Below are 24,737 nucleotides of genomic sequence, written 5' to 3'. Positions count from 1 at the left end.
TCTATGTGATGGATCCGATGTGCTCCTGGTGCTGGGGCTTCGCCCCGGTGGCCGAGGCGCTGGTCAGGCAGGCGCAGGCAGCGGGTGTCGAGTTGCACCTGGTGATGGGGGGATTGCGCACCGGTAGCGGGGCCGCGCTGGAACCCACCACCCGGCGCTACATCCTGGAGCACTGGCAGGCGGTCACCGAGACCACTGGCCAGCCGTTCAAGCTCGACGGTGCCTTGCCGGACGGTTTCGTCTATGACACCGAGCCTGCCTGCCGCGCGGTGATCACCGCGCGCAGCCTGGCGCCGGACTGCGCATGGACCCTGGTGGGGCTGATCCAGAAGGCGTTTTATGCCGAAGGGCGTGATGTCACGCAGGCCTCGGTGCTGGTGGAACTGGCGGAAAAGGCCGGTCTGCCGCGCATCGAGTTCGCTGGCGCCTTCGACACTGCCGAGCAGCATAAGGCCACTTCCGCCGATTTCACCTGGGTCCAGGACCTGGGCATCGCCGGCTTCCCGACTCTCCTGGCCGAACGCAATGGCCAGCTGGCGCTGCTGACCAATGGCTACCAGCCGCTTTCCGAGCTGTCACCGCTGCTCGGTCGTTGGCTGGAGCGCGCGGCCTGTGCCTGAGCCGGCATCCTCGCACGACCGCCTGAGCTGGGCGCAAATCCGCCGCCTGGCACTGCAACACCGAAAAGCCTTGTGGACTGCCAACTCGGTGGCGGTGCTGGCGACCTTGTGCAGCGTGCCCATTCCGTTGCTGCTGCCCCTGTTGGTGGATGAAGTGCTGCTCAAGCACGGTGATGCCGCGCTGCAGGTGATGAATCACCTGTTGCCCGGAACCTGGCAGACGGCGGTCGGCTACATTGGCCTGATGCTGCTGGTCACCCTGTGCCTGCGCTGCTCGGCATTGTTGTTCAACGTCGTGCAGGCCCGGTTGTTCGCCGGCCTCGCCAAGGACATCGTCTACCGCATTCGCAGCCGCCTGATCGAGCGCCTGAAGCGGATCTCCCTCGGCGAGTACGAGAGCCTGGGCAGTGGCACGGTGACCACGCACCTGGTCACCGATCTGGATACGCTCGACAAGTTTGTTGGCGAAACCCTCAGCCGGTTCCTGGTGGCGATGCTGACGCTGCTCGGCACCTCCGCCATCCTGGTCTGGATGCACTGGAAGCTGGCACTGCTGATCCTGTTGTTCAACCCGCTGGTGATCTATTTCACGGTGCAGTTGGGCAAGCGCGTCAAGCACCTGAAGAAACTGGAGAACGACAGCACGTCGCGCTTTACCCAGGCGTTGACGGAAACCCTCGATGCCATCCAGGAAGTGCGCGCCGGCAATCGCCAGGGCTTTTTCCTCGGTCGCCTCGGCCAGCGGGCACGGGAAGTGCGCGACTATGCCGTGGCCTCGCAGTGGAAAAGCGATGCATCGGGACGGGCCAGCGGTTTGCTGTTCCAGTTCGGCATCGATATCTTTCGGGCGGCGGCGATGCTCACCGTGCTGTTCTCGGACCTGTCGATCGGCCAGATGCTCGCGGTGTTCAGTTACCTGTGGTTCATGATCGGCCCGGTGGAGCAGTTGCTGAACCTGCAATACGCCTACTACGCCGCGGGCGGCGCGCTGACGCGAATCAACGAGTTGCTGGCGCGGGCCGACGAACCCTCGTATCCGGGAGGCGTCGATCCCTTCGTCGGGCGCGAGACGGTCGGTATCGAGGTGCGTGGCCTGAGTTTTGCCTATGCCGAGGAGCCGGTTCTCGATCAGTTCGACCTGTCCATCGCACCCGGTGAAAAGGTGGCGATCGTCGGGGCCAGCGGTGGCGGCAAAAGCACCTTGGTGCAGCTGCTGCTCGGGCTCTATGTGCCGCAATCCGGCACGATCCGTTTTGGCGGTTCGACCCAGGCCGAGATCGGCCTGGAAACTGTGCGCGAGAATGTCGCCGTGGTACTGCAGCACCCGGCCCTGTTCAATGACACGGTGCGTGCCAATCTCACCATGGGCCGCGAACGCAGCGACGAGGCCTGTTGGCGCGCGCTGGACATCGCCCAGTTGGAGGACACCATCCGCAGCCTGCCACAGGGCCTGGACAGCATTGTCGGGCGTTCCGGCGTGCGCCTGTCCGGGGGCCAGCGGCAACGCCTGGCCATCGCGCGAATGGTGTTGGCGGAGCCCAAGGTGGTGATCCTCGACGAGGCCACCTCGGCGCTGGATGCGGCAACCGAGTACAACCTGCATCAGGCCCTGGGGCGTTTTCTCAGCGGGCGTACCACGCTGATCATTGCGCATCGGCTGTCGGCCGTGAAACAGGCGGACCGGGTGCTGGTGTTCGATGGCGGGCGAATTGTCGAGGATGGCGACCACCAGCAACTGATTGCCGACGGTGGCCTGTATGCGAAGCTGTATGGTCATCTGCAAAAAATTTGACGCTCTTGAGTTTGACTCTATTTTCTGTGCTTAGTAATTGAATTAATTACAAGAAATGAGTTTTTCCCGATATGGTCGCGTACCTGGCCAAAAGCACCGATCTTGAGCGACCCAACAATCCGTCCGAGTTTTTGGAAATTAGCCTAGGCTGTGCTTTCAGGGGCGAAAATCTCTCGGCTGTTCATCCGGCTGTACTGGTGCAAGGGTACTCATGAAGCGCAAGCAGACTCTCGGAACGCCACGGCTTTTGGGCATTGTCTGGCCGTTTATCGCCGTCGTCCTGTTCCAGGCATTGCTCGGATGCCTCAGTCTCTATGTGCTCTCGGCCGTGCGCGGTTATGTCGCTGGCGAGAGCCTCTGGTCCAAGGGCCAGAAGGACGCGATCTATTACCTCAATCTCTATGCCGACAGTCGCGACGAGGCGATTTTCCTCAAGTACCAGCAGGCAATTGCCGTGCCCCAGGGCGGGCATGAATTGCGCATTGCCCTGGATGCGCCAAAGCCGGACCTGGAGGTGGCCCGCCAGGGCATCCTGCAGGGTGGCAACCATCCTGACGATGTCTCCAGCATCATCTGGTTGTACCTGAATTTCCGCCACTTCAGTTACCTTGAGCGGGCGATCGAGAAGTGGGCGGTGGGAGACAGCTATCTGGTGCAACTGGATGAGGTTGCCCGGCAGATGCACCAGTCGATTTCCGCCAACCGGGCGACGGCCGCCGATATCCAGCGCTGGAAAAACCACATTCTCGCCATCAACGACGGCGTTACGCCGGCGGCGAAAGCGTTCTCTGATGCCCTGGGTGAAGGTTCGCGGGTGATTTTGCGCCTGCTGCTGGCCACGAACGTCACCACCGCGCTGGTGCTGATCATTCTTGCCTTGCTACGCACCCACAAGCTGTTGGCCCAGCGCCATGCCTTTGCCGATGCGCTGCAGGTGGAGAAGGAGCGGGCGCAGATCACCCTGGAATCCATTGGCGATGGCGTGATCACCACCGATGTCGGTGGGGCCATCGTCTACATGAACCCCGCCGCGGAGCAATTGACCCACTGGAAGGCCAGCCAGGCTTATGGCTTGCCGTTGTCGGCGCTGTTCAACCTGCTCGATGAAAACGCCCAGGACGAGGGCTTCACGCTGATCGAACACATCCTCAGCGGGCAACTGGGCGGTGGTAGCGAGCATTCCAAGCTGATCCAGCGGCTGGATGGCAGTACGGTGTCGGTGGCGTTGGTCGGGGCGCCGATCCGTAATGCCGGCAAGGTCGGTGGCGCGGTGCTGGTGCTGCATGACATGACCCAGGAGCGGCAATACATCGCCAATCTTTCCTGGCAGGCCACCCATGACGCACTGACCGGTCTGGCCAACCGGCGCGAATTCGAATATCGCCTGGAACAGGCGCTGCACAACCTGGTGCGCCAGCAGGCCCGGCATGTGCTGATGTTCCTCGATCTCGACCAGTTCAAGCTGGTCAATGACACCTGTGGGCATGCCGCTGGTGATGAACTGCTGCGACACATTTGCGCGCTGCTGCAGTCTGGCTTGCGCGAGGGCGATACCCTGGCGCGGCTGGGTGGGGATGAATTCGGAATTCTGCTAGAGAATTGCCCTTCAGAAGCGGCCGAAAAGATAGCGGAAAACTTACGGCAGACTGTGCAGAACCTGCACTTTGTCTGGAAAGGGCGGCCCTTTGTCACCACGGTCAGTATCGGTCTGGTTCATCTGCAGCCGTCCGCGACCCTTGAATCCTGCCTGCGTGCCGCCGATATGGCCTGCTACATGGCCAAGGAAAAAGGTCGTAACCGGATTCAGGTGTATCACGCCGACGACTCCGAGTTGTCCCTGCGATTTGGCGAGATGGCGTGGGTCCAGCGCCTGCACATGGCCCTGGAAGAAAACCGTTTTTGCCTGTATTCGCAGGAAATTTCCCCGCTGGATCAGACCGATCATGCAGGTGGTCATGTAGAGATCCTGCTGCGCCTGCATGATGAGGCTGGCCGAATGATCCTCCCCGACAGCTTTATTCCGGCTGCCGAGCGCTATGGCCTGATGAGTCAACTGGACCGCTGGGTGGTGCAGAATGTGTTCAAGGTGATTGCCGAGTGCAGTGCCCTGGGGCGTCAGGAGCAGATGGCCATGTGTGCGATCAATCTGTCAGGCACGACCATTGGTGACGAGGATTTCCTCGGTTTCCTTCACGAACAATTTGCATTGCATGGTGTGTCGCCGAGTCTGATCTGTTTTGAAATCACCGAGACCAGCGCCATCTCCAATCTGGGGAGCGCGATTCGCTTTATCAATGAACTCAAGGGGTTGGGTTGCCAGTTCTCCCTGGACGACTTCTGTGCGGGTATGTCTTCATTCGCTTATCTCAAACATTTGCCTGTAGACTTCCTGAAGATCGATGGAAGTTTTGTAAAGGATATGCTGGACGACCCGATTAACCGCGCCATGGTCGAAGTGATCAACCACATCGGGCATGTAATGGGCAAGCGAACCATTGCAGAGTTTGTCGAGACGCCACAGATCGAGCAGGCATTGCAGGAGATCGGTGTCGACTACGCGCAGGGCTATCTGATCGAACGCCCGCAACTGTTCACCAGCGACAGTCTGCTGCGGCGTCCCGCCCGATCTCGCCCGCTGTTGTTCAAGGCGCCCGGCACGTTCCGCTGAAAGCTTCCAGGTCTGCACAATCACCACTCAAAAGGAAAGGAGCTCAACAGTGATCGACACATTCAGCAGAACCGGCCCGCTTATGGAAGCCGCCAGCTATCCGGCATGGGCGCAGCAGCTCATTCGGGACTGTAGCGAGAGCAAGCGCCGCGTTGTCGAGCACGAACTTTACCAGCGCATGCGGGACAACAAGCTGAGCGCGAAAACCATGCGCCAGTACTTGATTGGCGGCTGGCCGGTCGTTGAACAGTTTGCGTTGTACATGGCGCAGAATCTCACCAAGACCCGCTTTGCCCGCCATCCTGGGGAGGACATGGCGCGCCGCTGGCTGATGCGCAACATTCGCGTGGAACTGAACCATGCCGACTACTGGGTGCACTGGAGTCGCGCCCACGGCGTCACGCTCGAGGAGTTGCAGGCACAGCAGGTGCCTCCCGAGCTGCATGCCCTGAGTCACTGGTGCTGGCATACCAGTTCGGCGGACTCGCTGGTGGTGGCGGTCGCGGCGACCAACTATGCCATCGAGGGGGCTACGGGCGAGTGGTCGGCGCTGGTCTGCTCGACCGGCGTTTATGCGGCGGCGTTTCCCGAGGAAGAGCGCAAGCGCGCGATGAAGTGGCTGAAGATGCATGCCCAGTACGACGATGCCCACCCATGGGAAGCATTGGAAATCGTCTGTACCCTGGCGGGGATGAATCCGAGCAAGGCGCTGCAGGTCGAATTGCGCCAGGCCATCTGCAAGAGCTACGACTACATGTACCTGTTCCTGGAGCGCTGCATGCAACTGGAAAAGGCTCCATCGGCCCGTGAGCGCGTGGCCGAACTCGCCGACAGTTGAGTCATCGGGAGCACTGCGGGATCATTGCCGCAGTGCCAGCAGGACTATCCCGCCATTGCCAGGCGATTGCGACCTTCACGCTTGGCGACGTACAAGGCGCTGTCGGCGCGTTTCAGCAGGCTCTGCAATGATTCCCCGGCGAGCAGCGTGGCACAGCCCACGCTCACCGTCAGGGCGATGGTCTGCTCGTTCGCGGCATAATCCTGGGACTGCGCACGTTGGCGCAGGCGTTCTCCCACCATGCCGGCAGCTTCCCGGCCGGTGTTGGAGAGGACGATAAGGAACTCTTCACCGCCGTAGCGGAAGACCATGTCGATATTGCGCAACTGTTCCTTGATCGTTGCGGCGATGGCCTTCAATACCTGGTCGCCGGCGCTGTGGCCGTAGCTGTCATTCACGCGCTTGAAGTGGTCGATATCGAGCATCAGCACCGAGAGTGGCTGGTTGTGGCGGCGCGCCAGTTCGATTTCCCGTTGCAGAGTCTGGTCCATGGCGATGCGATTGCCGGTTTCGGTCAATGGGTCGCGCAAGGCACTCTGCGTTGCGGCGCGATAGAGCAGGGCATTACGCATCGGGTAGAGCAGGCAGGACAGCAGGGACTCCAGGTTGCCCAGGTCTGCCTCGGTGAAGCGCTGGTTGCGCCGAAACAGCAGTTCTCCCAGGTGTTCGCCTTCATGGCTGAGGCTATAGCTCGCCGAATGATGGCCGCGCTGGCCGAACTCCAGGCGCAGGTCGCTGGAGCGGTGTGCGTAGGCGAGTGCCTCCAGTGGTACCAGGCGCTGGATCTCGCGGAAGAACAGGCCGAGGATACGCTCCGGTTCCAGGCTGGTCTGCAACTGCAGCATCAGTTGCTGGCGCAGTTGAGTCAGCGTGGTTGGGCGGTGGAACAGGGAAGGGGCCTGGCCGAAACCCAGGCGCTGCAACTTGGCGCTATCGAAATCAATGGCGTTGGTCTGGATCGGTGTTTTCATGGTGGCGGGCCCCTGGGCGCAGCATGCAGTCTTACAGGCTGGCGAGAGCGGCTTGGGCTGCACGTCGTACTGATCCATCAGTCCCGTAGGACCATTGGCATCAGTCTAGTCGCTTTGACCGAGCTTTGCGGGCTCGGCCGATGGAACGCCCCAGGCTGTCACACAGCGTGTCTGAGGTGATTAGAGCGAAAGTCGTGCCAACCAGTTCACTTAAATAAAATGCCTTGGAATTCAGTGGCTTGGTTTTTTGAGGTGAAAAAAGCCCGGCAGGAGCGGCAATTGTTTGACTTGCCATGGTGGCTTTTTGAGATTTAGTGCTTGCCGTGCCGGTATTCCGGCACGGGCGCAAAGGGGGGGAGTTACTGGGCGTTGAAGGCCTGGCCGTTGATGCCGGTACTGTCCGGTCCCATCAGGTACAGGTACACCGGCAGGATTTCTTCCGGGGTCGGGTTGTTCAGCGGATTTTCTCCCGGATAGGCCTGGGCGCGCATGCTGGTACGGGTGGCGCCCGGGTTGATGCTGTTGGCGCGCACCGGCGCGACGTTTTCCAGTTCGTCGGCGAGGGTTTGCATCAGGCCCTCGGTGGCGAACTTGGAAACGCCATAGGCTCCCCAGTAGGCGCGGCCCTTACGGCCGACACTGCTGGAGGTGAAGATGACCGAGGCGTCACGGGACAGCTTGAGCAGCGGCAGCAGGGTGCTGGTGAGCATGAACATCGCGTTGACGTTGACTTGCATGACCCGCATGAAGTTTTCGCCCGAGAGCTGTTCCAGCGGTGTGCGCGGGCCAATGATCGAGGCGTTGTGCAGCAGGCCGTCGAGATGGCCGAACTCGCTTTCGATCATCGCCGCCAGTTCGTCGTATTGGTGGGGCAGGGCGGTTTCCAGGTTGAACGGGATCACGGCCGGTTGTGGGTGGCCGGCGGCTTCGATTTCGTCATAGACCTGGGTCAGGTTGGCTTCGGTCTTGCCCAGCAACAGTACAGTGGCACCGTGGGCGGCATAGCTCTTGGCGGCAGCCGCGCCGATGCCGCGACCAGCGCCAGTGACCAGGATCACCCGGTCCTTGAGCAGTTCGGGGCGGGCGGAATAATCAAACATGGCTAAACCTCAACATATTGGGGAGGGGTGCTGCCCGTGGGAGCCGGCTCCCACGGATGTCAGCAGCTGCACAAGGCGTGGTCGAGCACTCGGCGCAGTTCCAGCGGGTGGTCGACGACCACGTCGGCGCCCCAGTGGTCCGGGTTGTCGTCCGGGTGTATGTAGCCATAGCGCACGGCGGCGGTACGGGTCCCGGCATCACGGCCCGACTCGATATCGCGCAGGTCGTCGCCAACGAACAGCACGCTGGCCGGGTCAAGGTCGAGCATCTTGCAGGCAAGGATCAGTGGCTCGGGATCCGGTTTGCTTTTCGTGACGTGGTCTGGACAGATCAACAGCGCCGAGCGATCGGCCAGGCCGAGTTGCTGCATGATCGGTTCGGCGAAGCGCACCGGCTTGTTGGTGACCACGCCCCAGACCAGCCTGGCCTTCTCGATATCCTCCAGCAACTCGGCCATGCCATCGAACAGCTTGCTGTGCACGGCGCAGGCCTTGAGATAGCGCTCGAGGAATTCCTGGCGCAGATCCTCGAAGCCTGGCGACTCGGGGTCCATCATGAAGGTCACTGCAACCATTGCCTTGGCGCCGCCGGAGATCTCGTCCCGGATCAGCTTGTCGGCGATTGGCGGCAGCCCCCGATCAGCCAGCATGGCCTGGCAGATGGCGATGAAGTCCGGCGCGGTATCGAGCAGGGTGCCGTCCATGTCGAAGAGAACCGCTCTCAGGCGCATCGGTCACTCCTCGCGCAGGGTCTGGATCATGTAGTTGACGGCCACGTCGGAGGCCAGCTTGTAGTGCTTGGTCAGCGGGTTGTAGGTCAGGCCGATGATGTCCTTGACCGCCAGGCCCGCATCGCGGCTCCAGGCGCCCAGTTCGGAGGGGCGGATGAATTTCTTGAAGTCATGGGTGCCGCGTGGCAGCAGGCCCATGATGTATTCCGCGCCGACAATGGCGAACAGATAGGCCTTGGGGTTGCGGTTGATGGTGGAGAAAAACACCTGGCCGCCGGGCTTGACCATGCGGAAGCAGGCGCGGATCACCGACGAGGGGTCCGGTACGTGCTCGAGCATTTCCAGGCAGGTGACCACGTCGAACTGTTCGGGCATCTCTTCGGCCAGGGCTTCGGCGGTGATCTGCCGGTATTCGACGTCGACACCCGATTCCAGCTGGTGCAGCCGGGCCACGGCGAGCGGTGCTTCGCCCATGTCGATTCCGGTGACCGTGGCGCCGCGCTGAGCCATGGCTTCGCTGAGGATGCCGCCGCCGCAGCCGACGTCGAGGACTTTCTTGCCGGCGAGCTTGACCCGCTCGTCGATCCAGTTGACCCGCAGCGGGTTGATGTCGTGCAGCGGCTTGAACTCGCTTTCACGGTCCCACCAGCGGTGGGCAAGGGCTTCGAACTTGGCGATTTCGGCGTGGTCGACGTTGCTCATGGGTGTATCCTCTAAAGCTTGAAAATCAGGGTGATCCCGGATCGTTCGCATCCGGGACGCTCGAATCAGTGGGCGTGTCCGCCAATGCGCTGGCCCCAGGCCCGTGCCGTGGCGCTCAGTCGCTGCTCGTCCAGGCGCGTCAGGCGCCGGTCGTCGAGCAGTTGCTTGCCGCCGACCCACAGGTGTTGCACGCAATCGCGTCCGCTGGCATAGATCAGCGTGGAGACCGGATCATAGACCGGCTGCTGGGCCAGGCCGCCGAGGTCGAAGGCGACGATGTCCGCAGCCTTGCCCAGTTCCAGGCTGCCGATTTCGCTGTCCAGGCCCAGGGCCCGTGCGCCATTGAGCGTTGCCATGCGCAAGGCACGATGGGCATCCAGGGCGCTCGCCGAGCCGGCAACGGCCTTCGCCAGCAGCGCGGCGGTACGGGTTTCTCCCAGCAGGTCGAGATCATTGTTGCTGGCTGCGCCATCAGTGCCGATGGCGACGTTGACGCCGGCTTGCCACAGGCGTTCCACCGGGCAGAAGCCGCTGGCCAGTTTCAGGTTCGATTCCGGGCAGTGAATCACGCTGGTATTGCTTTCTACCAGTAAAGCCAGGTCGTCATCGCTGATTTGGGTCATGTGCACGGTTTGCAGGCGTGGTCCCAGCAGGCCGAGTCGGGCCAGCCGAGCCAATGGTCGCTCGCCGTGCTGCTCGAGCGCCTGCTGGACCTCAAAGGCGGTTTCATGCACGTGCATGTGGATCGCCGCGTCGAGTTCTTCGGCGATGACGCGGATTTTTTCCAGGTTTTCATCACCAACGGTATAGGGCGCATGCGGACCGAAGGCTATCTTGATACGGGGGTGGTGCTTGAGATCACCGAACAGTTCGATGGCCTGGCGCAATGCGTCGTCGGCGCTGGCGGCTCCGGGAATCGGAAAATCGAGGATCGGCATGGCGATCTGCGCGCGGATACCGCTGTCGTGCACGCATTCGCTGGCAATCTTGGGGTGGAAGTACATGTCCGCGAAGCAACTGATGCCGCCCTTGATCTGTTCGGCGATGGCCAGCTCGGTGCCGTCGCGGACGAAGTCCTCGCTGACCCATTTACCCTCGGCCGGCCAGATATGCTGTTCCAGCCAGGTCATCAGCGGCAGGTCGTCGGCCAGGCCGCGGAACAGGGTCATGGCGGCATGCCCATGGGCATTGACCAGGCCTGGGGCGAGTAGCGTCCCCGGCAGCTCGCGGACTTCGCCGGCCTCGAGCTTCAAGGCCTCGGCCCAAGGGCCGATAAAGACGATGCGTCCGTCGCGGATACCCAGGCCGTGCTCCTTGAGGACTACGCCGGCGGGCTCGACGGGCACCAGCCAGGTGGGCAGCAACAACAGGTCGAGCGGGGCGGCGATGTGTGGCATCGAGGACGGCTTCCAGGTTTCATGCATCTATCAGGATGGCGAAGTATACCCGAGCGTCCGGGCGGGGTGATCGCTATAATCGGCGGCTTTTGTTTCCTTGAGTGCGGAGTGAGTCATGCGCGATCGGTTGTTGGCAGCGGAAAAGGTCAAGGCCATCGATTGGCGCCAGGGAACCTTGTGCCTGCTCGACCAGCGCATCCTGCCGTTCGAGCAGAGCTGGTTGTCCTGCGGCAGTGCCGTGGCGGTCGCCGAGGCGATTCGCGCGCTGGTCGTGCGCGGCGCACCGGCCATCGGTATTTGCGCGGCCTATGGCGTGGTGCTGGCGGCGCGGGCACGGCTTGCCGCAGGGGGCGATTGGGTCGCGGCGCTGGAAGAGGATTTCGCCTTGCTGGCTGCCGCACGGCCGAGCGCGGCCAGCCTCTCCTGGGCCCTTGGCCGCATGCGCGAGCGGCTGGCGCGGGTCCGTGACGGGGCTGATCCGCTGGCGGCGCTGGAGGCCGAGGCCGTCGCGATCCATGACAGCGATCGCGAGGCCAACCTGACCATGGCACAACTGGGCGTCGATCTGATTCGCAAGAACCAGGGCAATGCCCAGGCGATCCTTACCCACTGCAACACCGGTGCCTTGGCCACTGGCGGTTTCGGCACGGCGCTCGGGGTGATTCGCGGTGCCTTCGTCGAGGGCATGGTCGAGCGGGTCTACGTCGACGAGACCCGGCCCTGGCTGCAGGGCGCGCGACTGACGGCCTGGGCCCTGGCCAGCGAGGGTATTCCGGTTACGGTGAATGCCGACGCCGCCGCGGCCCATGTGATGAAGACCAAGGGCGTCACCTGGGTCGTCATCGGCGCCGACCGCATCGCCGCCAACGGTGATGTGGCGAGCAAGATCGGTACTTACCAGCTTGCCGTCTGTGCCATGCATCACGGCGTGCGTTTCATGGTGGTGGCGGCGAGTGCCAGTATCGACCTGGAGCTGGCCAGCGGTGACGATATCGCGCTGGAGGAGCACGACGGCGATGAGTTGTTGAGCGTCGATGGCAAGCGGCTCGACGTTCAGATAGAGACATTCAATCCGGTCTTCGACGTGACTCCTGCGGACCTGATCGATGTCATCGTGACTGAAAAGGGTATTGTCGAGCGGCCGGATGCGGCAAAGCTGGCCAAATTGATGTGCCGCAAGCGCCTGCACTGATCGGCTTTTTTCCTGGCCAGGGAGCTTTTTCGTGGCCCGGACAGCGGCATTTTGCTTTTAAGCCCCTCCAGATGCGCTCTCGAAGGCTTTCGTTGGTCGCCTGTCTGGTTCCTTGTGTATCCGGGGATAGGTGCGAGGCGGCGATTGTGATAACATCCGACGGTTTCCAGGGCTGCCCGAACCGGTTGCCCTTACTGCGCAGATCCATGGCATAACTCGTTGATTTGTCGTAAATCGCTGCCAGGCATCAGGTCGGCAGCGGCAAGCTTCGTTCGTCCCATATGGATGTGACGAAGTTTCACCAGAAAAAGGAATCAGGCTTCTCATGGGCGAACTGGCCAAAGAAATCCTCCCGGTCAATATCGAAGACGAGCTGAAACAGTCCTACCTCGACTACGCGATGAGCGTGATCGTCGGGCGGGCACTGCCCGATGCGCGTGATGGCTTGAAGCCCGTGCACCGGCGTGTCCTGTTCGCCATGAGCGAGCTGGGTAACGACTGGAACAAGCCGTACAAGAAATCTGCCCGTGTGGTCGGTGACGTGATCGGTAAGTATCACCCGCACGGTGACACCGCTGTATACGACACCATCGTTCGGATGGCGCAGCCATTCTCGCTGCGCTATCTGCTGGTAGACGGCCAGGGTAACTTCGGTTCCGTCGACGGCGACAACGCCGCAGCCATGCGATACACCGAAGTGCGCATGACCAAGCTGGCGCATGAATTGCTGGCCGACCTGCACAAGGAAACCGTGGACTGGGTGCCGAACTATGATGGCACCGAGCAGATCCCCGCGGTCATGCCGACGCGTATCCCGAACCTGCTGGTCAACGGTTCCAGCGGTATCGCCGTGGGCATGGCGACCAACATCCCGCCACACAACCTCGGTGAAGTGATCGACGGTTGCCTGGCGCTGATCGACAACCCCGATGTCACCGTCGACGAGCTGATGCAGTACATCCCCGGCCCGGACTTCCCGACTGCGGGCATCATCAACGGGCGTGCCGGCATCATCGAGGCCTATCGTACCGGTCGCGGCCGCATCTACATGCGCGCCCGCTCGACGGTCGAGGATATCGACAAGGTCGGCGGTCGCCAGCAGATCGTCATCACCGAACTGCCGTACCAGTTGAACAAGGCCCGGCTGATCGAGAAGATCGCCGAACTGGTGAAAGAGAAGAAGCTCGAGGGTATCACCGAGCTGCGCGACGAGTCCGACAAGGATGGTATGCGCGTAGTGATCGAGCTGCGTCGCGGCGAAGTGCCCGAGGTGATCCTCAACAACCTCTACGCCCAGACCCAGCTGCAGAGCGTGTTTGGTATCAACGTCGTTGCACTGATCGACGGTCGTCCACGGGTCCTGAACCTCAAGGACCTGCTGGAAGCCTTCGTTCGTCACCGCCGCGAAGTGGTAACCCGTCGTACCGTGTTCGAACTGCGCAAGGCGCGCGAGCGTGGCCACATTCTCGAAGGCCAGGCCGTTGCGCTGTCGAACATCGATCCGGTCATCGCCCTGATCAAGGCTTCGCCGACGCCTTCGGAAGCCAAGGAAGCGCTGGTCAGCACGCCTTGGGAATCCAGTGCGGTGATGACCATGGTCGAGCGTGCCGGTGCCGACTCCTGCCGTCCGGAAAACCTCGACCCGCAATACGGCCTGCGCGAAGGCAAGTATTACCTGTCGCCAGAGCAGGCCCAGGCCATCCTGGAGTTGCGCCTGCACCGCCTGACCGGCCTGGAGCACGAGAAGCTGCTGGCCGAGTACCAGGAGATTCTCAATCAGATCGGCGAGCTGATTCGTATCCTCAATAGCTCCACGCGCCTGATGGAAGTGATCCGCGAGGAACTGGAAGTGATTCGCGCCGAGTACGGCGATGCGCGTCGCACCGAGATCCTCGATGCCCGCCTCGACCTGACCCTGGGCGACATGATTCCGGAAGAAGAGCGTGTGGTGACCATTTCCCACAGCGGCTACGCCAAGACCCAGCCGCTGTCGGCCTATCAGGCCCAGCGTCGCGGGGGCAAGGGCAAGTCGGCGACCGGTGTCAAGGACGAGGACTACATCTCGCACCTGCTGGTCGCCAACAGCCATGCCACGCTGTTGCTGTTCTCCAGCAAGGGCAAGGTCTACTGGCTGAAGACCTACGAAATTCCCGAGGCGTCCCGCGCTGCCCGCGGTCGTCCGCTGGTCAACCTGCTGCCGCTGGACGAGGGTGAGTACATCACCACCATGCTGCAGATCGACCTCGAGGCCCTGCAGCAAAGTGCTGGCGCCGATGACGAGTTGGACGATGCCGATGATTCGGTGATCGAAGGCGAAGTGATCGAGGCCGATGAGGCTGTCGATGCGGCTGAAGAAGTCGATGGCGACACCGCCGAACTGGTGGCGGAGCCAACCGGCGCCTACATCTTCATGGCCACCGCTTTCGGTACCGTCAAGAAAACCCCGCTGTCGCAATTCAGCCGTCCGCGTACCAGCGGCCTGATCGCCCTGAAACTGAAGGAAGGCGACACCCTGATCGCCGCCGCGATCACCGACGGTGCCAAGGAAGTCATGCTGTTCTCCGATGCCGGCAAGGTGATTCGCTTCGCCGAAAGCGTGGTGCGTGAAATGGGCCGTGGCGCCCGTGGTATTCGCGGCATGCGCATCGGCAAGGGGCAGAAACTGATCTCCATGCTGATTCCTGAATCGGGCGCGCAGATCCTCACCGCCTCCGAGCGTGGTTTCGGCAAGCGTACCCCGCTGAGCAAGTTCCCGCGCCGCGGGCGTGGCGGCCAGGGTGTGATCGCCATGGTCACCAAGGACCGCAACGGCCAACTGATCGGCGCGATCCAGGTGCAGGAAGGCGAGGAGATCATGCTGATTTCCGACCAGGGCACCCTGGTTCGTACCCGTGTCGACGAAGTGTCCAGCCTGGGTCGTAACACCCAGGGCGTGACCCTGATCAAGCTGGCCACCGACGAGACGCTGGTTGGCCTGGAGCGCGTCCAGGAGCCTTCGGAGGTCGAGGGCGAAGAGCTGGAAGGTGCGCTGGACGTCGAGTTTGATGGCGAAATGCCTATCGACGGCGTGGCTGGCGATGCCTCGCCGGGCGATGCGGCCGATGAAATTGAACAGCAGGATTAATTAAACGCCTGCGCCTGACGTTGTAGCTACTGTAGGGCAACCCATCGTTGGACGGTGGGTCGTGATCGAGCGCGGAGCGGTCGTTGTCGGACCGCTTCGTCGTATCAGGAGTATCGGGATTCGCTGATGTCGGCGGGTCGTTCCTGCAGGGTGCCGGGCAGGCCTGGCGGCGTGTATATCTTCAAGCATAGCGAGAGTGGATGTGAGCAAACGAGCCTATAACTTCTGCGCAGGTCCTGCTGCGCTGCCTGAAGCTGTCCTGTTGCGTGCCCAGTCGGAGTTGCTGGACTGGCACGGCAAGGGGCTGTCGGTCATGGAAATGAGCCATCGCAGTGATGAATTCGTCTCCATCGCCGAGCAGGCCGAGCAGGATCTGCGCGATCTGCTGGATATCCCCTCGAACTACAAGGTGCTGTTCCTGCAGGGTGGCGCCAGCCAGCAGTTTGCCCAGGTGCCGTTGAACCTGCTGCCGGAAAGCAGCAAGGCCGACTATATCGAAACCGGCATCTGGTCGAAGAAGGCCATCGAGGAAGCTTCGCGGTTCGGTAACGTGAACGTCGCGGCCAGCGCCAAGCCCTATGACTATTTCGCCATTCCGGGCCAGAACGAGTGGAAGCTGTCGAAAGACGCCGCCTATGTCCACTACGTGTCTAACGAAACCATCGGTGGCCTGGAGTTCGACTGGATTCCGGAAACCGGCGACGTACCGCTGGTCACCGACATGTCCTCGAACATCCTCTCGCGTGCGGTGGATGTTTCCCGTTTCGGCATGATCTACGCCGGCGCGCAGAAAAACATCGGCCCAAGCGGTATTGTCGTCAATATCATTCGTGAAGACCTGCTGGGGCGCGCCCGTTCGATCTGCCCGACCATGCTCGACTACAAGGTCGCGGCCGATAACGGTTCGATGTACAACACCCCGCCGACCCTGGCCTGGTACCTCTCGGGCCTGGTGTTCCAGTGGCTCAAGGAGCAGGGTGGTGTCGAGGCGATCGGCAAGGTCAACGACCTCAAGCAACGCACGCTGTATGACTTCATCGATGCCAGCGGCCTTTACAGTAATCCGGTCAACAAGAGCAACCGCTCGTGGATGAACGTGCCGTTCCGCCTGGCCGATGATCGCCTGGACAAGCCGTTCCTGGTCGGTGCCGAGGCCCGTGGCCTGCTGAACCTCAAGGGGCACCGTTCCGTAGGCGGCATGCGTGCCTCCATCTATAACGCCGTGGGCCTCGATGCGGTCAAGGCGTTGGTGGCGTACATGGCGGAATTCGAGAAGGAACACGGCTGATGGCTGAGCAAGAACTCAAGGCGCTGCGCCTGCGGATCGACAGTCTCGACGAGAAGATCCTCGAGCTGATCAGCGAGCGCGCACGTTGCGCCCAGGAAGTGGCGCGGGTGAAGATGGGCTCGCTGGCCGAAGGCGAAGTGCCGGTGTTCTACCGTCCGGAGCGTGAGGCCCAGGTACTCAAGCGCATCATGGGCCGCAACCAGGGGCCGCTGGGCAACGAAGAGATGGCGCGGTTGTTCCGTGAAATCATGTCGTCCTGCCTGGCCCTGGAGCAACCGCTGAAAGTGGCTTACCTGGGCCCCGAGGGGACTTTCACCCAGGCTGCGGCGATGAAGCACTTTGGTCATGCAGTGATCAGCAAGCCGATGGCCGCCATCGACGAGGTGTTCCGCGAGGTGGCCGCCGGCGCGGTGAACTTCGGTGTGGTGCCGGTGGAGAACTCCACCGAGGGTGCGGTCAACCACACCCTCGACAGCTTCCTTGAGCACGATATGGTGATCTGCGGCGAAGTCGAGTTGCGTATCCACCATCACCTGCTGGTGGGCGAGAACACCAAGACCGACAGCATCAGTCGTATCTACTCTCATGCGCAGTCCCTGGCCCAGTGCCGCAAGTGGCTGGATGCCCACTACCCGAATGTCGAGCGCGTGGCGGTGTCGAGCAATGCCGAGGCGGCCAAGCGGGTCAAGGGTGAGTGGAACTCGGCGGCGATTGCCGGTGACATGGCGGCGGGCCTGTATGGCCTGACCCGTCTGGCCGAGAAAATCGAGGACCGTCCGGACAACTCCACCCGGTTCCTGATGATCGGCAACCAGGAAGTGCCACCGACTGGCGACGACAAGACCTCGATCATCGTCTCCATGAGCAACAAGCCGGGTGCACTGCATGAGCTGCTGGTGCCGTTCCATGACAACGGTCTCGACCTGACGCGAATCGAAACCCGCCCTTCGCGCAGCGGCAAGTGGACCTATGTCTTCTTCATCGACTTCGTCGGCCATCACCGCGACCCGCTGGTCAAGGGTGTGTTGGAGAAGATCAGCCAGGAAGCGGTAGCGCTCAAGGTGCTGGGCTCCTACCCGAAAGCGGTTCTTTAAGGACGTTGGACATGAGTGGCGACTTCCTCGCCCTGGCGCAGCCGGGCGTGCAAAAACTTTCGCCTTACGTTCCGGGCAAGCCCGTGGACGAATTGGCGCGTGAGCTGGATATCGATCCGGCGAACATCATCAAGCTGGCCAGTAACGAAAACCCGTTGGGCGCCAGTCCCAAGGCCCTGGCGGCCATTGCCGACGCGCTGGTTGAGCTGACCCGTTATCCGGATGGCAACGGCTTCGAGCTGAAGCAGCGCCTGTCCGAACTGTGCGGTGTACAGTCGGGCCAGGTGACCCTGGGTAATGGCTCCAACGATATTCTTGAGCTGGTTGCCCGGGCCTACCTGGCGCCGGGCCTGAATGCGGTGTTCAGCGAGCATGCCTTTGCGATTTATCCGATCGTGACCCAGGCCGTTTCTGCTGATGCCCGCGTGACGCCGGCCAAGGATTTCGGCCATGACCTGCCGGCGATGCTGGCGGCAATCGACGAGAACACTCGCGTGGTGTTCATCGCCAACCCGAACAACCCGACCGGGACCTGGTTCGGGCCGCAGGCGCTGGAAGCTTTCCTCGCCGCCGTCCCCGAGCGTGTGCTGGTGGTGCTGGACGAGGCCTACATCGAATATGCCGAAGGTGACGACCTGCCGAATGGCCTGAACTACCTGTCGGCCTACCCGAACCTGCTGGTTTCGCGCACCTTTTCCAAGGCTTATGGCCTGGCGGCGCTGCGGGTCGGCTACGGGCTGTCGTCGCCGGCGGTCGCGGACATCCTCAATCGCGTGCGTCAGCCGTTCAACGTCAACAGCCTGGCCCTGGCGGCTGCGTGTGCGGCCCTGGACGATGTCGAGTACGTTGCTCGCAGTCGCGAGCTGAATGAGGCGGGCATGCAGCAGTTGGAGGCTGGTTTCCGTCAGCTGGGCCTGGAATGGATTCCTTCGCGGGCCAATTTCATCGCCGTCGATGTCGGGCGTGACGCTGGCCCGGTGTACCAGGGGCTGTTGCGCGAAGGCGTGATCGTCCGTCCGATTGGCGGCTACGGCTTGCCTCGACACCTGCGGGTCAGCATTGGCCTGGCCAGTGAAAACAGCCGGCTGCTCGAGGCTCTGGGCAAGGTTCTGGCTTGTGGTTGATGTCATGCCGATGCAATCTGTGGAGCCTATGATCGGCCGCCTGGTGGTGGTCGGTCTCGGGTTGATTGGTGGTTCATTCGCCAAGGGCCTGCGAGAAAGCGGGCTGTGCCGGGAGGTGGTGGGGGTCGATCTCAATCCGCAGTCGCGCCAACTGGCGGTGGAGCTGGGGGTGGTCGATCGCTGCGAGGAAGACCTGGCGGTCGCTTGCCAGGGGGCCGATGTGATCCAGCTGGCGGTGCCGATCCTGGCCATGGAGAAAATGCTCGGCCTATTGGCGGGCATGGACCTGGGCCGGGCTATCCTGACGGATGTCGGCAGTGCCAAGGGGAATGTGGTGCGGGCCGCTGGCGAGGCGTTTGGTGCCATGCCGGCGCGCTTCGTGCCCGGGCACCCGATTGCAGGGTCCGAGCAGAGCGGGGTGGAGGCTTCCAACGCCAGGCTGTTCAGGCGGCACAAGGTGATCCTCACGCCGCTGGCCGGGACCGATGCGGATGCGGTGGCGACGGTCGATGCGCTCTGGCGTGCGCTGGGGGCGGATGTCGAGCAGATGGAAGTCGAGCGCCACGACGAAGTGCTGGCGGCGACCAGTCACCTGCCGCACTTGCTGGCCTTTGGCCTGGTCGATTCGCTGGCCAAGCGCAACGAGAACCTGGAGATTTTCCGTTACGCCGCAGGCGGCTTCCGTGATTTCACGCGAATCGCCGGTAGCGACCCGGTCATGTGGCACGACATCTTCCTGGCCAACCGCGATGCGGTTCTGCGTGCACTGGATACTTTTCGCGGCGACCTGGATGTCCTGCGCGATGCCGTCGATGCAGGAGACGGGCATCAACTGCTGGATGTGTTCAAGCGGGCCCAGTCGGCTCGTGAACATTTCGGCAGGATCTTGGCCCGACGGGCCCGCAAGGACACAATGAACGTCAACGATGATCAGAAAGAGGCTCAGTCGTGAATATTCAAGCTCCCGTCATCGCCATCGACGGACCTAGCGGCTCGGGCAAGGGCACCATCGCCGGCTTGCTGGCCAAGCGCCTGGGCTGGTGCCTGCTGGACTCCGGTGCACTGTACCGGCTGCTGGCTTTCGCTGCGCGCAACCATGGTGTCGACCTGACCAACGAAGAATCCCTCAAGCTGCTGGCCGCGCATCTCGATGTGCAGTTTATCGGCGCGACCGACGGTCAGCCGGAGCGGATCATCCTGGAAGGGGATGATGTCACCCAGGACATCCGCAACGAGTCGATCGGTGCCGGTGCTTCCCAGGTCGCTTCCCTGCCGGCGGTGCGTGACGCGCTGCTGCAGCGCCAGCGGGCATTCCGCGAGGCGCCGGGGTTGGTGGCCGACGGTCGCGACATGGGCACCGTGGTGTTTCCCGATGCGCCGCTGAAGGTGTTCCTGACCGCCAGCTCCGAGGAGCGTGCCCGTCGTCGCTACTTGCAGTTGAAGGCCAAGGGCGATGATGTTAGTCTGTCGAGTCTGCTGGATGAGATCCGTGCGCGTGATGAGCGCGATACCCAGCGCGCGGTGGCCCCGCTCAAACCGGCGGCCGACGCGATACAGCTGGACTCCACGGAGTTGTCCATCGAGCAGGTGCTGGAACGCATCATGAGCGAGATCGCCATTCGCGATATCGCCGGGTGACCAAGAGGGGTGCAGGGGACCAGTCATAGTCCTGCATGGCCTCTTTCATATGAACGTAACCCATACCGTCTGGGGTGTGGCAGATGGGCGTATTCTTCGCCCTCATCAACAGGAATTAAAATGAGCGAAAGCTTTGCGGAACTCTTTGAAGAGAGCTTGAAGACCCTGAATCTTCAAGCTGGTTCGATCATCACCGGTGTTATCGTTGATATCGATTACCAAGCTCGTTGGGTAACTGTCCACGCTGGTCTGAAGTCTGAAGCTCTGATCCCGCTGGAACAGTTCTACACCGATGCTGGCGAACTGAACATCAACGTCGGTGACGAAGTTCACGTGGCGCTGGATTCGGTTGAAGATGGCTTTGGTGAAACCAAGCTGTCCCGTGAAAAAGCCAAGCGCGCTGAATGCTGGATCGTTCTGGAAGCAGCCTTCGCAGCCGAGGAAGTGGTCAAGGGCGTTATCAACGGTAAGGTTAAGGGCGGCTTCACTGTCGACGTTAACGGCATCCGTGCGTTCCTGCCAGGTTCCCTGGTTGACGTCCGTCCAGTGCGCGACACCACGCACCTGGAAGGCAAAGAGCTCGAGTTCAAGGTCATCAAGCTCGACCAGAAACGCAACAACGTTGTCGTTTCCCGCCGCAGCGTCCTGGAAGCCGAGAACTCCGCCGAGCGTGAAGCTCTGCTGGAATCCCTGCAGGAAGGCCAGCAAGTCAAGGGTATCGTCAAGAACCTCACCGACTACGGCGCATTCGTTGATCTGGGCGGCGTCGATGGCCTGCTGCACATCACCGACATGGCTTGGAAACGCATCAAGCACCCGTCGGAAATCGTCAACGTTGGCGACGAGATCGATGTCAAGGTTCTGAAGTACGATCGCGAGCGCAATCGTGTTTCCCTGGGCCTGAAGCAACTGGGTGAAGATCCATGGGTCGCTATCAAGGCTCGCTACCCAGAAAGCACCCGCGTGACCGCGCGTGTTACCAACCTGACCGACTACGGCTGCTTCGCTGAGCTGGAAGAAGGCGTTGAAGGCCTGGTACACGTTTCGGAAATGGACTGGACCAACAAGAACATCCATCCTTCGAAAGTCGTACAAGTCGGCGACGAAGTGGAAGTCATGGTTCTGGACATCGACGAAGAGCGTCGTCGTATCTCCCTGGGCATCAAGCAGTGCAAGTCGAACCCATGGGAAGACTTCTCTGGCCAGTTCAACAAGGGCGACAAGATCTCCGGTACCATCAAGTCGATCACCGATTTCGGTATCTTCATTGGTCTGGACGGCGGCATCGACGGCCTGGTTCACCTGTCGGACATCTCCTGGAACGAAGTCGGCGAAGAAGCCGTACGTCGCTTCAAGAAGGGCGACGAGCTGGACACCGTCATCCTGTCGGTTGACCCAGAGCGCGAGCGCATCTCCCTGGGCATCAAGCAGCTGGAAAGCGATCCGTTCTCCGAGTACGTCTCGGTCAACGACAAAGGCGCTGTTGTCAAAGGCACCGTGAAAGAAGTTGACGCCAAAGGCGCCATCATCGTTCTGGCCGACGATATCGAAGCGACTCTGAAAGCCTCCGAAATCAGCCGTGACCGCGTTGAAGATGCGCGTAACGTCCTGAAAGAAGGCGAAGAAGTAGAAGCCAAGATCATCAGCGTTGATCGTAAGAGCCGCGTAATCCAGCTCTCGATCAAGTCGAAAGACGTTGAAGACGAGAAAGAAGCCATCCAGAGCCTGAAAGCCGCTCCGGAAGGTGAAGCAGCTGACACCACCATGGCTGCTCTGCTGCGTCAAGCAATGGCTAAACAGAACTGAGTTCTGTCTGACCGTTGAAAAAGGGCGACTTAGGTCGCCCTTTTTTTGTGCCTGGAATTCGCCTGTAACGGAAGCGAAACAAAATCAGTCTTGCGGCGGTCATATTTAAAAGTGTAAAGATGCAAGTGTCTGAGGCGGTCGTCGTTCGTTGCCAGAGGCTTTTCTCAGGGTATTGCCTTGATAAGGATGTAAATGAGCAGGCTCATAGCTGTAATTGCCCTGGCATTGCTCGCCGGGTGTACCACCAATGCCAAGACTCACGCCAGGCATGGAGTGAACGGTGTCGAGATCGACTGCTCGGGGCTCGGTTCGGGCTGGGAGAAGTGCTACAAGCGTGCGGCTCGCGAGTGCAAGGCTCAGGGCTACAGGGTCGTTACCAAATCCAGCGACGCCAAGGATGACGAGGGTGATTATCTGTTTGGCTGGAATCCGGCAGGCTCCGTTACGCGGACCATGCTGGTTATCTGCAACCAACCACAGTAGCCTGCCTGAGCTTCGACTTATCTTGTAGGCAGATAAGTCAATAGGTGGGCTGTTCAAAACCATTCAGCCGTGCTAAAACCTTCGAAATGCTTTTCCTAGCTGCTTGAAAAAGAAGGGAAAAATATGACGAAGTCGGAATTGATCGAGCGAATTGTCACCCATCAGGGCTTGCTCTCATCAAAGGATGTCGAGCTGGCCATCAAGACCATGCTTGAGCAGATGTCCCAGTGTCTCGCGACTGGGGATCGGATCGAGATTCGTGGGTTTGGCAGTTTCTCATTGCATTACCGTGCGCCAAGGGTCGGGCGGAATCCGAAGACCGGACAGTCGGTGAGCCTGGATGGTAAGTTCGTGCCGCATTTCAAGCCGGGCAAGGAACTACGTGACCGGGTGAACGAAGAGGAGGAGGGTGACAGCTGATCAGCTTGCCAGGAGTATTGGCTGACCTTTTGATTGCAGGGTTGCGTATCGAGACGCTTCGCGGCAGTGTTTTCTCTGGACGGCTGCGGCAAGGTGTTGGTGATATTTGATCGGAGTTTAGATAGCTGCTGGCATGTCTGGTGTGGTGCTCCGGTATTTTCCAGTGATTTCGCGATACTTGTCTTCCGCTGTTGATCGCTCTATTGAAGCTGCTATTGGCGATTTTTTCTTTTCTTCCTTCAATTATTGAATTGAATGCCTTCTGACTTGTTCGGCGCCCCGTAATCTCCTGTTCTCTGGGACGTGCAACGGGTTTGAGTGTTCGTGGGTTTCGCGCCTAGTCCTTCCTTATTGTCTACCTCTATCCGGTTCGTGATGGCAAGCATCGCGTTGTTGCGTAGAATGCTCCCCCTTGCTTCTGCTTCAGGCCTTGTGTAGGTCGCATCCTGATGCGCCAACCGTGTGCTTGGGCAAGCTGGGTTTTCCTGCTGGATTAGTTTCATTTTGACACCTCGATACCATTGGTATATTTCCGGGCAGGATGTCTTTTGGGCGTGATTTCATGTTTCCTGCATTTGTCCAAGGCTTGCCGGTTCAAGCACTCGACGAGTTTTTCATGAATACCGTATTTTGAATGTGCTGGGATCTTGAGTCTGATGATGATTTTTTTATGCTGTCTGGTCGTTTTGACGGTGTCGTTGTGTTTGACAGGGGTACTTCGTCGCTATGCATTGACACGTAGTCTGATTGACGTTCCCAACGAACGTAGTTCCCACACCGTTGCCACCCCCCGGGGCGGTGGTGTGGCCATTGTCATCAGCTTTCTGGCGGTTTTGCCCATTTTGGCATTGATGGGCATTTTGTCCTGGCCGACAACGTTGGGGTTGTTGGGCGCAGGAGGTGCTGTCGCCGTTGTGGGGTTTCTTGATGATCATGGGCATATCGCTGCCCGCTGGCGGCTGCTGGCTCATTTTTCCAGTGCGGCGTGGTTGCTTGTCTGGCTGGGTGGATTTCCGCCACTCGAGATCATGGGAATGCAGGTCAGTCTGGGAGTGGTAGGGTCGATTCTGGCGGCGTTCTATCTGGTCTGGATGCTCAATCTCTACAACTTCATGGACGGAATAGATGGTATCGCAAGCGTAGAGGCGGTGACGGCGTGCCTGGGGGCCTGCCTTGTGTATATGCTCAGCGGTGATGTCGCCCTGGTCTGGCCGTCCTTGCTGTTGGCAATGGCCGTATGTGGTTTCCTATACTGGAATTTCCCTCCTGCCCGCATATTCATGGGTGATGCTGGCAGCGGTTTCCTGGGTGTGATGCTTGGAGGGCTTTCCCTTCATGCCGCCTGGAGCAAGCCTCAACTGCTATGGGTCTGGCTCATCCTGCTGGGGGTGTTCGTAGTCGATGCCACGTTTACACTTGGGCGACGTCTCTTGCGTGGCGACAAGGTATATGAGGCCCATCGCAGCCATGCTTATCAATATGCGTCGCGGCAGTTGGGTAGCCATTTGCCGGTCACCCTGGCGGTAGCTGCAATCAATGTTTTCTGGTTGTTGCCCATCGCCCTGTGTGTCGGACTTTCGATACTGGACGGGATCACCGGGCTGCTGGTCGCTTATGCGCCCCTGGTTGTTCTCGCTTTCAGGTTTCATGCGGGTGAGCTGGAAAAGACGCGCTGAAGCGTTGCTTTCCCAGGTTGCAACCGTGGGTGCTGTTGGCAGTATGTGTTGATTTTTCGGATATCGGCTTTAG

19 protein-coding genes and 1 pseudogene are annotated in these 24,737 nt (G+C 60.8%); 15 read left to right on the top strand and 5 right to left on the bottom strand.

The genetic code is table 11. The features are described from left to right. Nucleotides 1-17 precede the first annotated feature (17 nt). The 4 genes from AC6I6U_RS26755 (at nucleotide 18) to AC6I6U_RS26740 (ending at nucleotide 5,918) form a co-directional block, all read left to right on the top strand. On the top strand, nucleotides 18-620 hold the full coding sequence (locus AC6I6U_RS26755) for a DsbA family protein (RefSeq protein ID WP_497883112.1): 603 nt from the start codon (nucleotides 18-20) through the stop codon (nucleotides 618-620). Beyond that, complete coding sequence (locus AC6I6U_RS26750) at nucleotides 613-2,412, top strand: ABC transporter ATP-binding protein (protein WP_497878990.1); 1,800 nt, start codon at nucleotides 613-615, stop codon at nucleotides 2,410-2,412. Before AC6I6U_RS26755 ends, AC6I6U_RS26750 begins: the two co-directional genes overlap by 8 nt. A gap of 211 nt (nucleotides 2,413-2,623) precedes the next feature. After that, on the top strand, nucleotides 2,624-5,080 hold the full coding sequence (locus AC6I6U_RS26745) for an EAL domain-containing protein (RefSeq protein ID WP_497878989.1): 2,457 nt from the start codon (nucleotides 2,624-2,626) through the stop codon (nucleotides 5,078-5,080). A gap of 82 nt (nucleotides 5,081-5,162) precedes the next feature. Further along, on the top strand, nucleotides 5,163-5,918 hold the full coding sequence (locus AC6I6U_RS26740) for an iron-containing redox enzyme family protein (protein WP_497883111.1): 756 nt from the start codon (nucleotides 5,163-5,165) through the stop codon (nucleotides 5,916-5,918). A gap of 44 nt (nucleotides 5,919-5,962) precedes the next feature. On the opposite strand, the gene AC6I6U_RS26735 is transcribed toward AC6I6U_RS26740, so the two are convergent. From AC6I6U_RS26735 to AC6I6U_RS26715, 5 genes are all read right to left on the bottom strand, one after another. Continuing rightward, nucleotides 5,963-6,889: a GGDEF domain-containing protein gene (locus AC6I6U_RS26735; RefSeq protein ID WP_497878988.1), complete on the bottom strand. Its 927-nt coding sequence runs from the start codon at nucleotides 6,887-6,889 to the stop codon at nucleotides 5,963-5,965. Between the two features lie 359 nt (nucleotides 6,890-7,248). Further along, entirely contained in the window at nucleotides 7,249-7,989 is a 741-nt protein-coding gene (locus tag AC6I6U_RS26730; protein ID WP_497878987.1) for a YciK family oxidoreductase, read from the bottom strand. A 59-nt stretch (nucleotides 7,990-8,048) separates the two neighbouring features. Beyond that, nucleotides 8,049-8,720 (bottom strand): N-acetylmuramic acid 6-phosphate phosphatase MupP, encoded by a 672-nt coding sequence (gene mupP, locus AC6I6U_RS26725; protein ID WP_497878986.1) that lies wholly within the window; start codon nucleotides 8,718-8,720, stop codon nucleotides 8,049-8,051. 3 nt (nucleotides 8,721-8,723) lie between these two features. Further along, nucleotides 8,724-9,422 (bottom strand): bifunctional 2-polyprenyl-6-hydroxyphenol methylase/3-demethylubiquinol 3-O-methyltransferase UbiG, encoded by a 699-nt coding sequence (gene ubiG, locus AC6I6U_RS26720; RefSeq protein WP_497878985.1) that lies wholly within the window; start codon nucleotides 9,420-9,422, stop codon nucleotides 8,724-8,726. A gap of 65 nt (nucleotides 9,423-9,487) precedes the next feature. Next, nucleotides 9,488-10,819: a TRZ/ATZ family hydrolase gene (locus AC6I6U_RS26715; RefSeq protein WP_497878984.1), complete on the bottom strand. Its 1,332-nt coding sequence runs from the start codon at nucleotides 10,817-10,819 to the stop codon at nucleotides 9,488-9,490. 115 nt (nucleotides 10,820-10,934) lie between these two features. Between AC6I6U_RS26715 and mtnA the strand changes: the two genes are divergently transcribed. The 11 genes and pseudogenes from mtnA (at nucleotide 10,935) to AC6I6U_RS26660 (ending at nucleotide 24,664) form a co-directional block, all read left to right on the top strand. Next, nucleotides 10,935-12,011 carry an S-methyl-5-thioribose-1-phosphate isomerase gene (mtnA, locus tag AC6I6U_RS26710; RefSeq protein ID WP_497878983.1) on the top strand — a complete coding sequence of 359 codons (1,077 nt, stop codon included), beginning with the start codon at nucleotides 10,935-10,937 and terminating at the stop codon, nucleotides 12,009-12,011. A gap of 325 nt (nucleotides 12,012-12,336) precedes the next feature. Next, on the top strand, nucleotides 12,337-15,135 hold the full coding sequence (gene gyrA / locus AC6I6U_RS26705; protein WP_497878982.1) for a DNA gyrase subunit A: 2,799 nt from the start codon (nucleotides 12,337-12,339) through the stop codon (nucleotides 15,133-15,135). Nucleotides 15,136-15,337: 202 nt separating this feature from the next. Then, nucleotides 15,338-16,423: a 3-phosphoserine/phosphohydroxythreonine transaminase gene (serC, locus tag AC6I6U_RS26700; protein WP_497878981.1), complete on the top strand. Its 1,086-nt coding sequence runs from the start codon at nucleotides 15,338-15,340 to the stop codon at nucleotides 16,421-16,423. Then, entirely contained in the window at nucleotides 16,423-17,517 is a 1,095-nt protein-coding gene (gene pheA / locus AC6I6U_RS26695; RefSeq protein WP_497878980.1) for a prephenate dehydratase, read from the top strand. Before serC ends, pheA begins: the two co-directional genes overlap by 1 nt. 11 nt (nucleotides 17,518-17,528) lie before the next feature. Continuing rightward, nucleotides 17,529-18,641: a histidinol-phosphate transaminase gene (hisC, locus tag AC6I6U_RS26690; RefSeq protein WP_497878979.1), complete on the top strand. Its 1,113-nt coding sequence runs from the start codon at nucleotides 17,529-17,531 to the stop codon at nucleotides 18,639-18,641. A gap of 28 nt (nucleotides 18,642-18,669) precedes the next feature. Further along, nucleotides 18,670-19,569 (top strand): annotated as a pseudogene (locus tag AC6I6U_RS26685) (prephenate dehydrogenase/arogenate dehydrogenase family protein); the annotation flags it as partial. A 20-nt stretch (nucleotides 19,570-19,589) separates the two neighbouring features. Further along, nucleotides 19,590-20,279 carry a (d)CMP kinase gene (gene cmk, locus AC6I6U_RS26680; protein ID WP_497878978.1) on the top strand — a complete coding sequence of 230 codons (690 nt, stop codon included), beginning with the start codon at nucleotides 19,590-19,592 and terminating at the stop codon, nucleotides 20,277-20,279. A gap of 120 nt (nucleotides 20,280-20,399) precedes the next feature. Then, nucleotides 20,400-22,085: a 30S ribosomal protein S1 gene (gene rpsA / locus AC6I6U_RS26675; RefSeq protein WP_010449734.1), complete on the top strand. Its 1,686-nt coding sequence runs from the start codon at nucleotides 20,400-20,402 to the stop codon at nucleotides 22,083-22,085. A gap of 192 nt (nucleotides 22,086-22,277) precedes the next feature. Continuing rightward, entirely contained in the window at nucleotides 22,278-22,568 is a 291-nt protein-coding gene (locus AC6I6U_RS26670; protein ID WP_497878977.1) for a hypothetical protein, read from the top strand. 123 nt (nucleotides 22,569-22,691) lie between these two features. After that, nucleotides 22,692-22,988: an integration host factor subunit beta gene (gene ihfB, locus AC6I6U_RS26665; protein WP_497878976.1), complete on the top strand. Its 297-nt coding sequence runs from the start codon at nucleotides 22,692-22,694 to the stop codon at nucleotides 22,986-22,988. 656 nt (nucleotides 22,989-23,644) lie between these two features. Further along, nucleotides 23,645-24,664: an MraY family glycosyltransferase gene (locus AC6I6U_RS26660; protein WP_497883110.1), complete on the top strand. Its 1,020-nt coding sequence runs from the start codon at nucleotides 23,645-23,647 to the stop codon at nucleotides 24,662-24,664. The last annotated feature ends 73 nt before the right edge of the window (nucleotides 24,665-24,737 follow it).

The sequence above is a fragment of the Pseudomonas sp. UTLPPB19802 genome (genome assembly GCF_059730225.1).
The sequence above is the reverse complement of the archived record's forward strand: the minus strand, read 5'-3'. Positions and strand labels throughout refer to the sequence as shown.

Bases quoted from the DNA above. Each gene is read 5' to 3' on its own strand.
- AC6I6U_RS26730 (WP_497878987.1), bottom strand. From the start codon at position 7,989: ATGTTTGATTATTCCGCCCGCCCCGAACTGCTCAAGGACCGGGTGATC.
- AC6I6U_RS26660 (WP_497883110.1), top strand. From the start codon at position 23,645: ATGATGATTTTTTTATGCTGTCTGGTCGTTTTGACGGTGTCGTTGTGT.
- AC6I6U_RS26670 (WP_497878977.1), top strand. From the start codon at position 22,278: ATGAGCAGGCTCATAGCTGTAATTGCCCTGGCATTGCTCGCCGGGTGT.
- ihfB (WP_497878976.1), top strand. From the start codon at position 22,692: ATGACGAAGTCGGAATTGATCGAGCGAATTGTCACCCATCAGGGCTTG.
- AC6I6U_RS26755 (WP_497883112.1), top strand. From the start codon at position 18: ATGTGCTCCTGGTGCTGGGGCTTCGCCCCGGTGGCCGAGGCGCTGGTC.
- AC6I6U_RS26740 (WP_497883111.1), top strand. From the start codon at position 5,163: ATGGAAGCCGCCAGCTATCCGGCATGGGCGCAGCAGCTCATTCGGGAC.
- hisC (WP_497878979.1), top strand. From the start codon at position 17,529: ATGAGTGGCGACTTCCTCGCCCTGGCGCAGCCGGGCGTGCAAAAACTT.
- AC6I6U_RS26735 (WP_497878988.1), bottom strand. From the start codon at position 6,889: ATGAAAACACCGATCCAGACCAACGCCATTGATTTCGATAGCGCCAAG.
- rpsA (WP_010449734.1), top strand. From the start codon at position 20,400: ATGAGCGAAAGCTTTGCGGAACTCTTTGAAGAGAGCTTGAAGACCCTG.
- pheA (WP_497878980.1), top strand. From the start codon at position 16,423: ATGGCTGAGCAAGAACTCAAGGCGCTGCGCCTGCGGATCGACAGTCTC.
- mtnA (WP_497878983.1), top strand. From the start codon at position 10,935: ATGCGCGATCGGTTGTTGGCAGCGGAAAAGGTCAAGGCCATCGATTGG.
- gyrA (WP_497878982.1), top strand. From the start codon at position 12,337: ATGGGCGAACTGGCCAAAGAAATCCTCCCGGTCAATATCGAAGACGAG.
- AC6I6U_RS26745 (WP_497878989.1), top strand. From the start codon at position 2,624: ATGAAGCGCAAGCAGACTCTCGGAACGCCACGGCTTTTGGGCATTGTC.
- ubiG (WP_497878985.1), bottom strand. From the start codon at position 9,422: ATGAGCAACGTCGACCACGCCGAAATCGCCAAGTTCGAAGCCCTTGCC.
- mupP (WP_497878986.1), bottom strand. From the start codon at position 8,720: ATGCGCCTGAGAGCGGTTCTCTTCGACATGGACGGCACCCTGCTCGAT.
- AC6I6U_RS26715 (WP_497878984.1), bottom strand. From the start codon at position 10,819: ATGCCACACATCGCCGCCCCGCTCGACCTGTTGTTGCTGCCCACCTGG.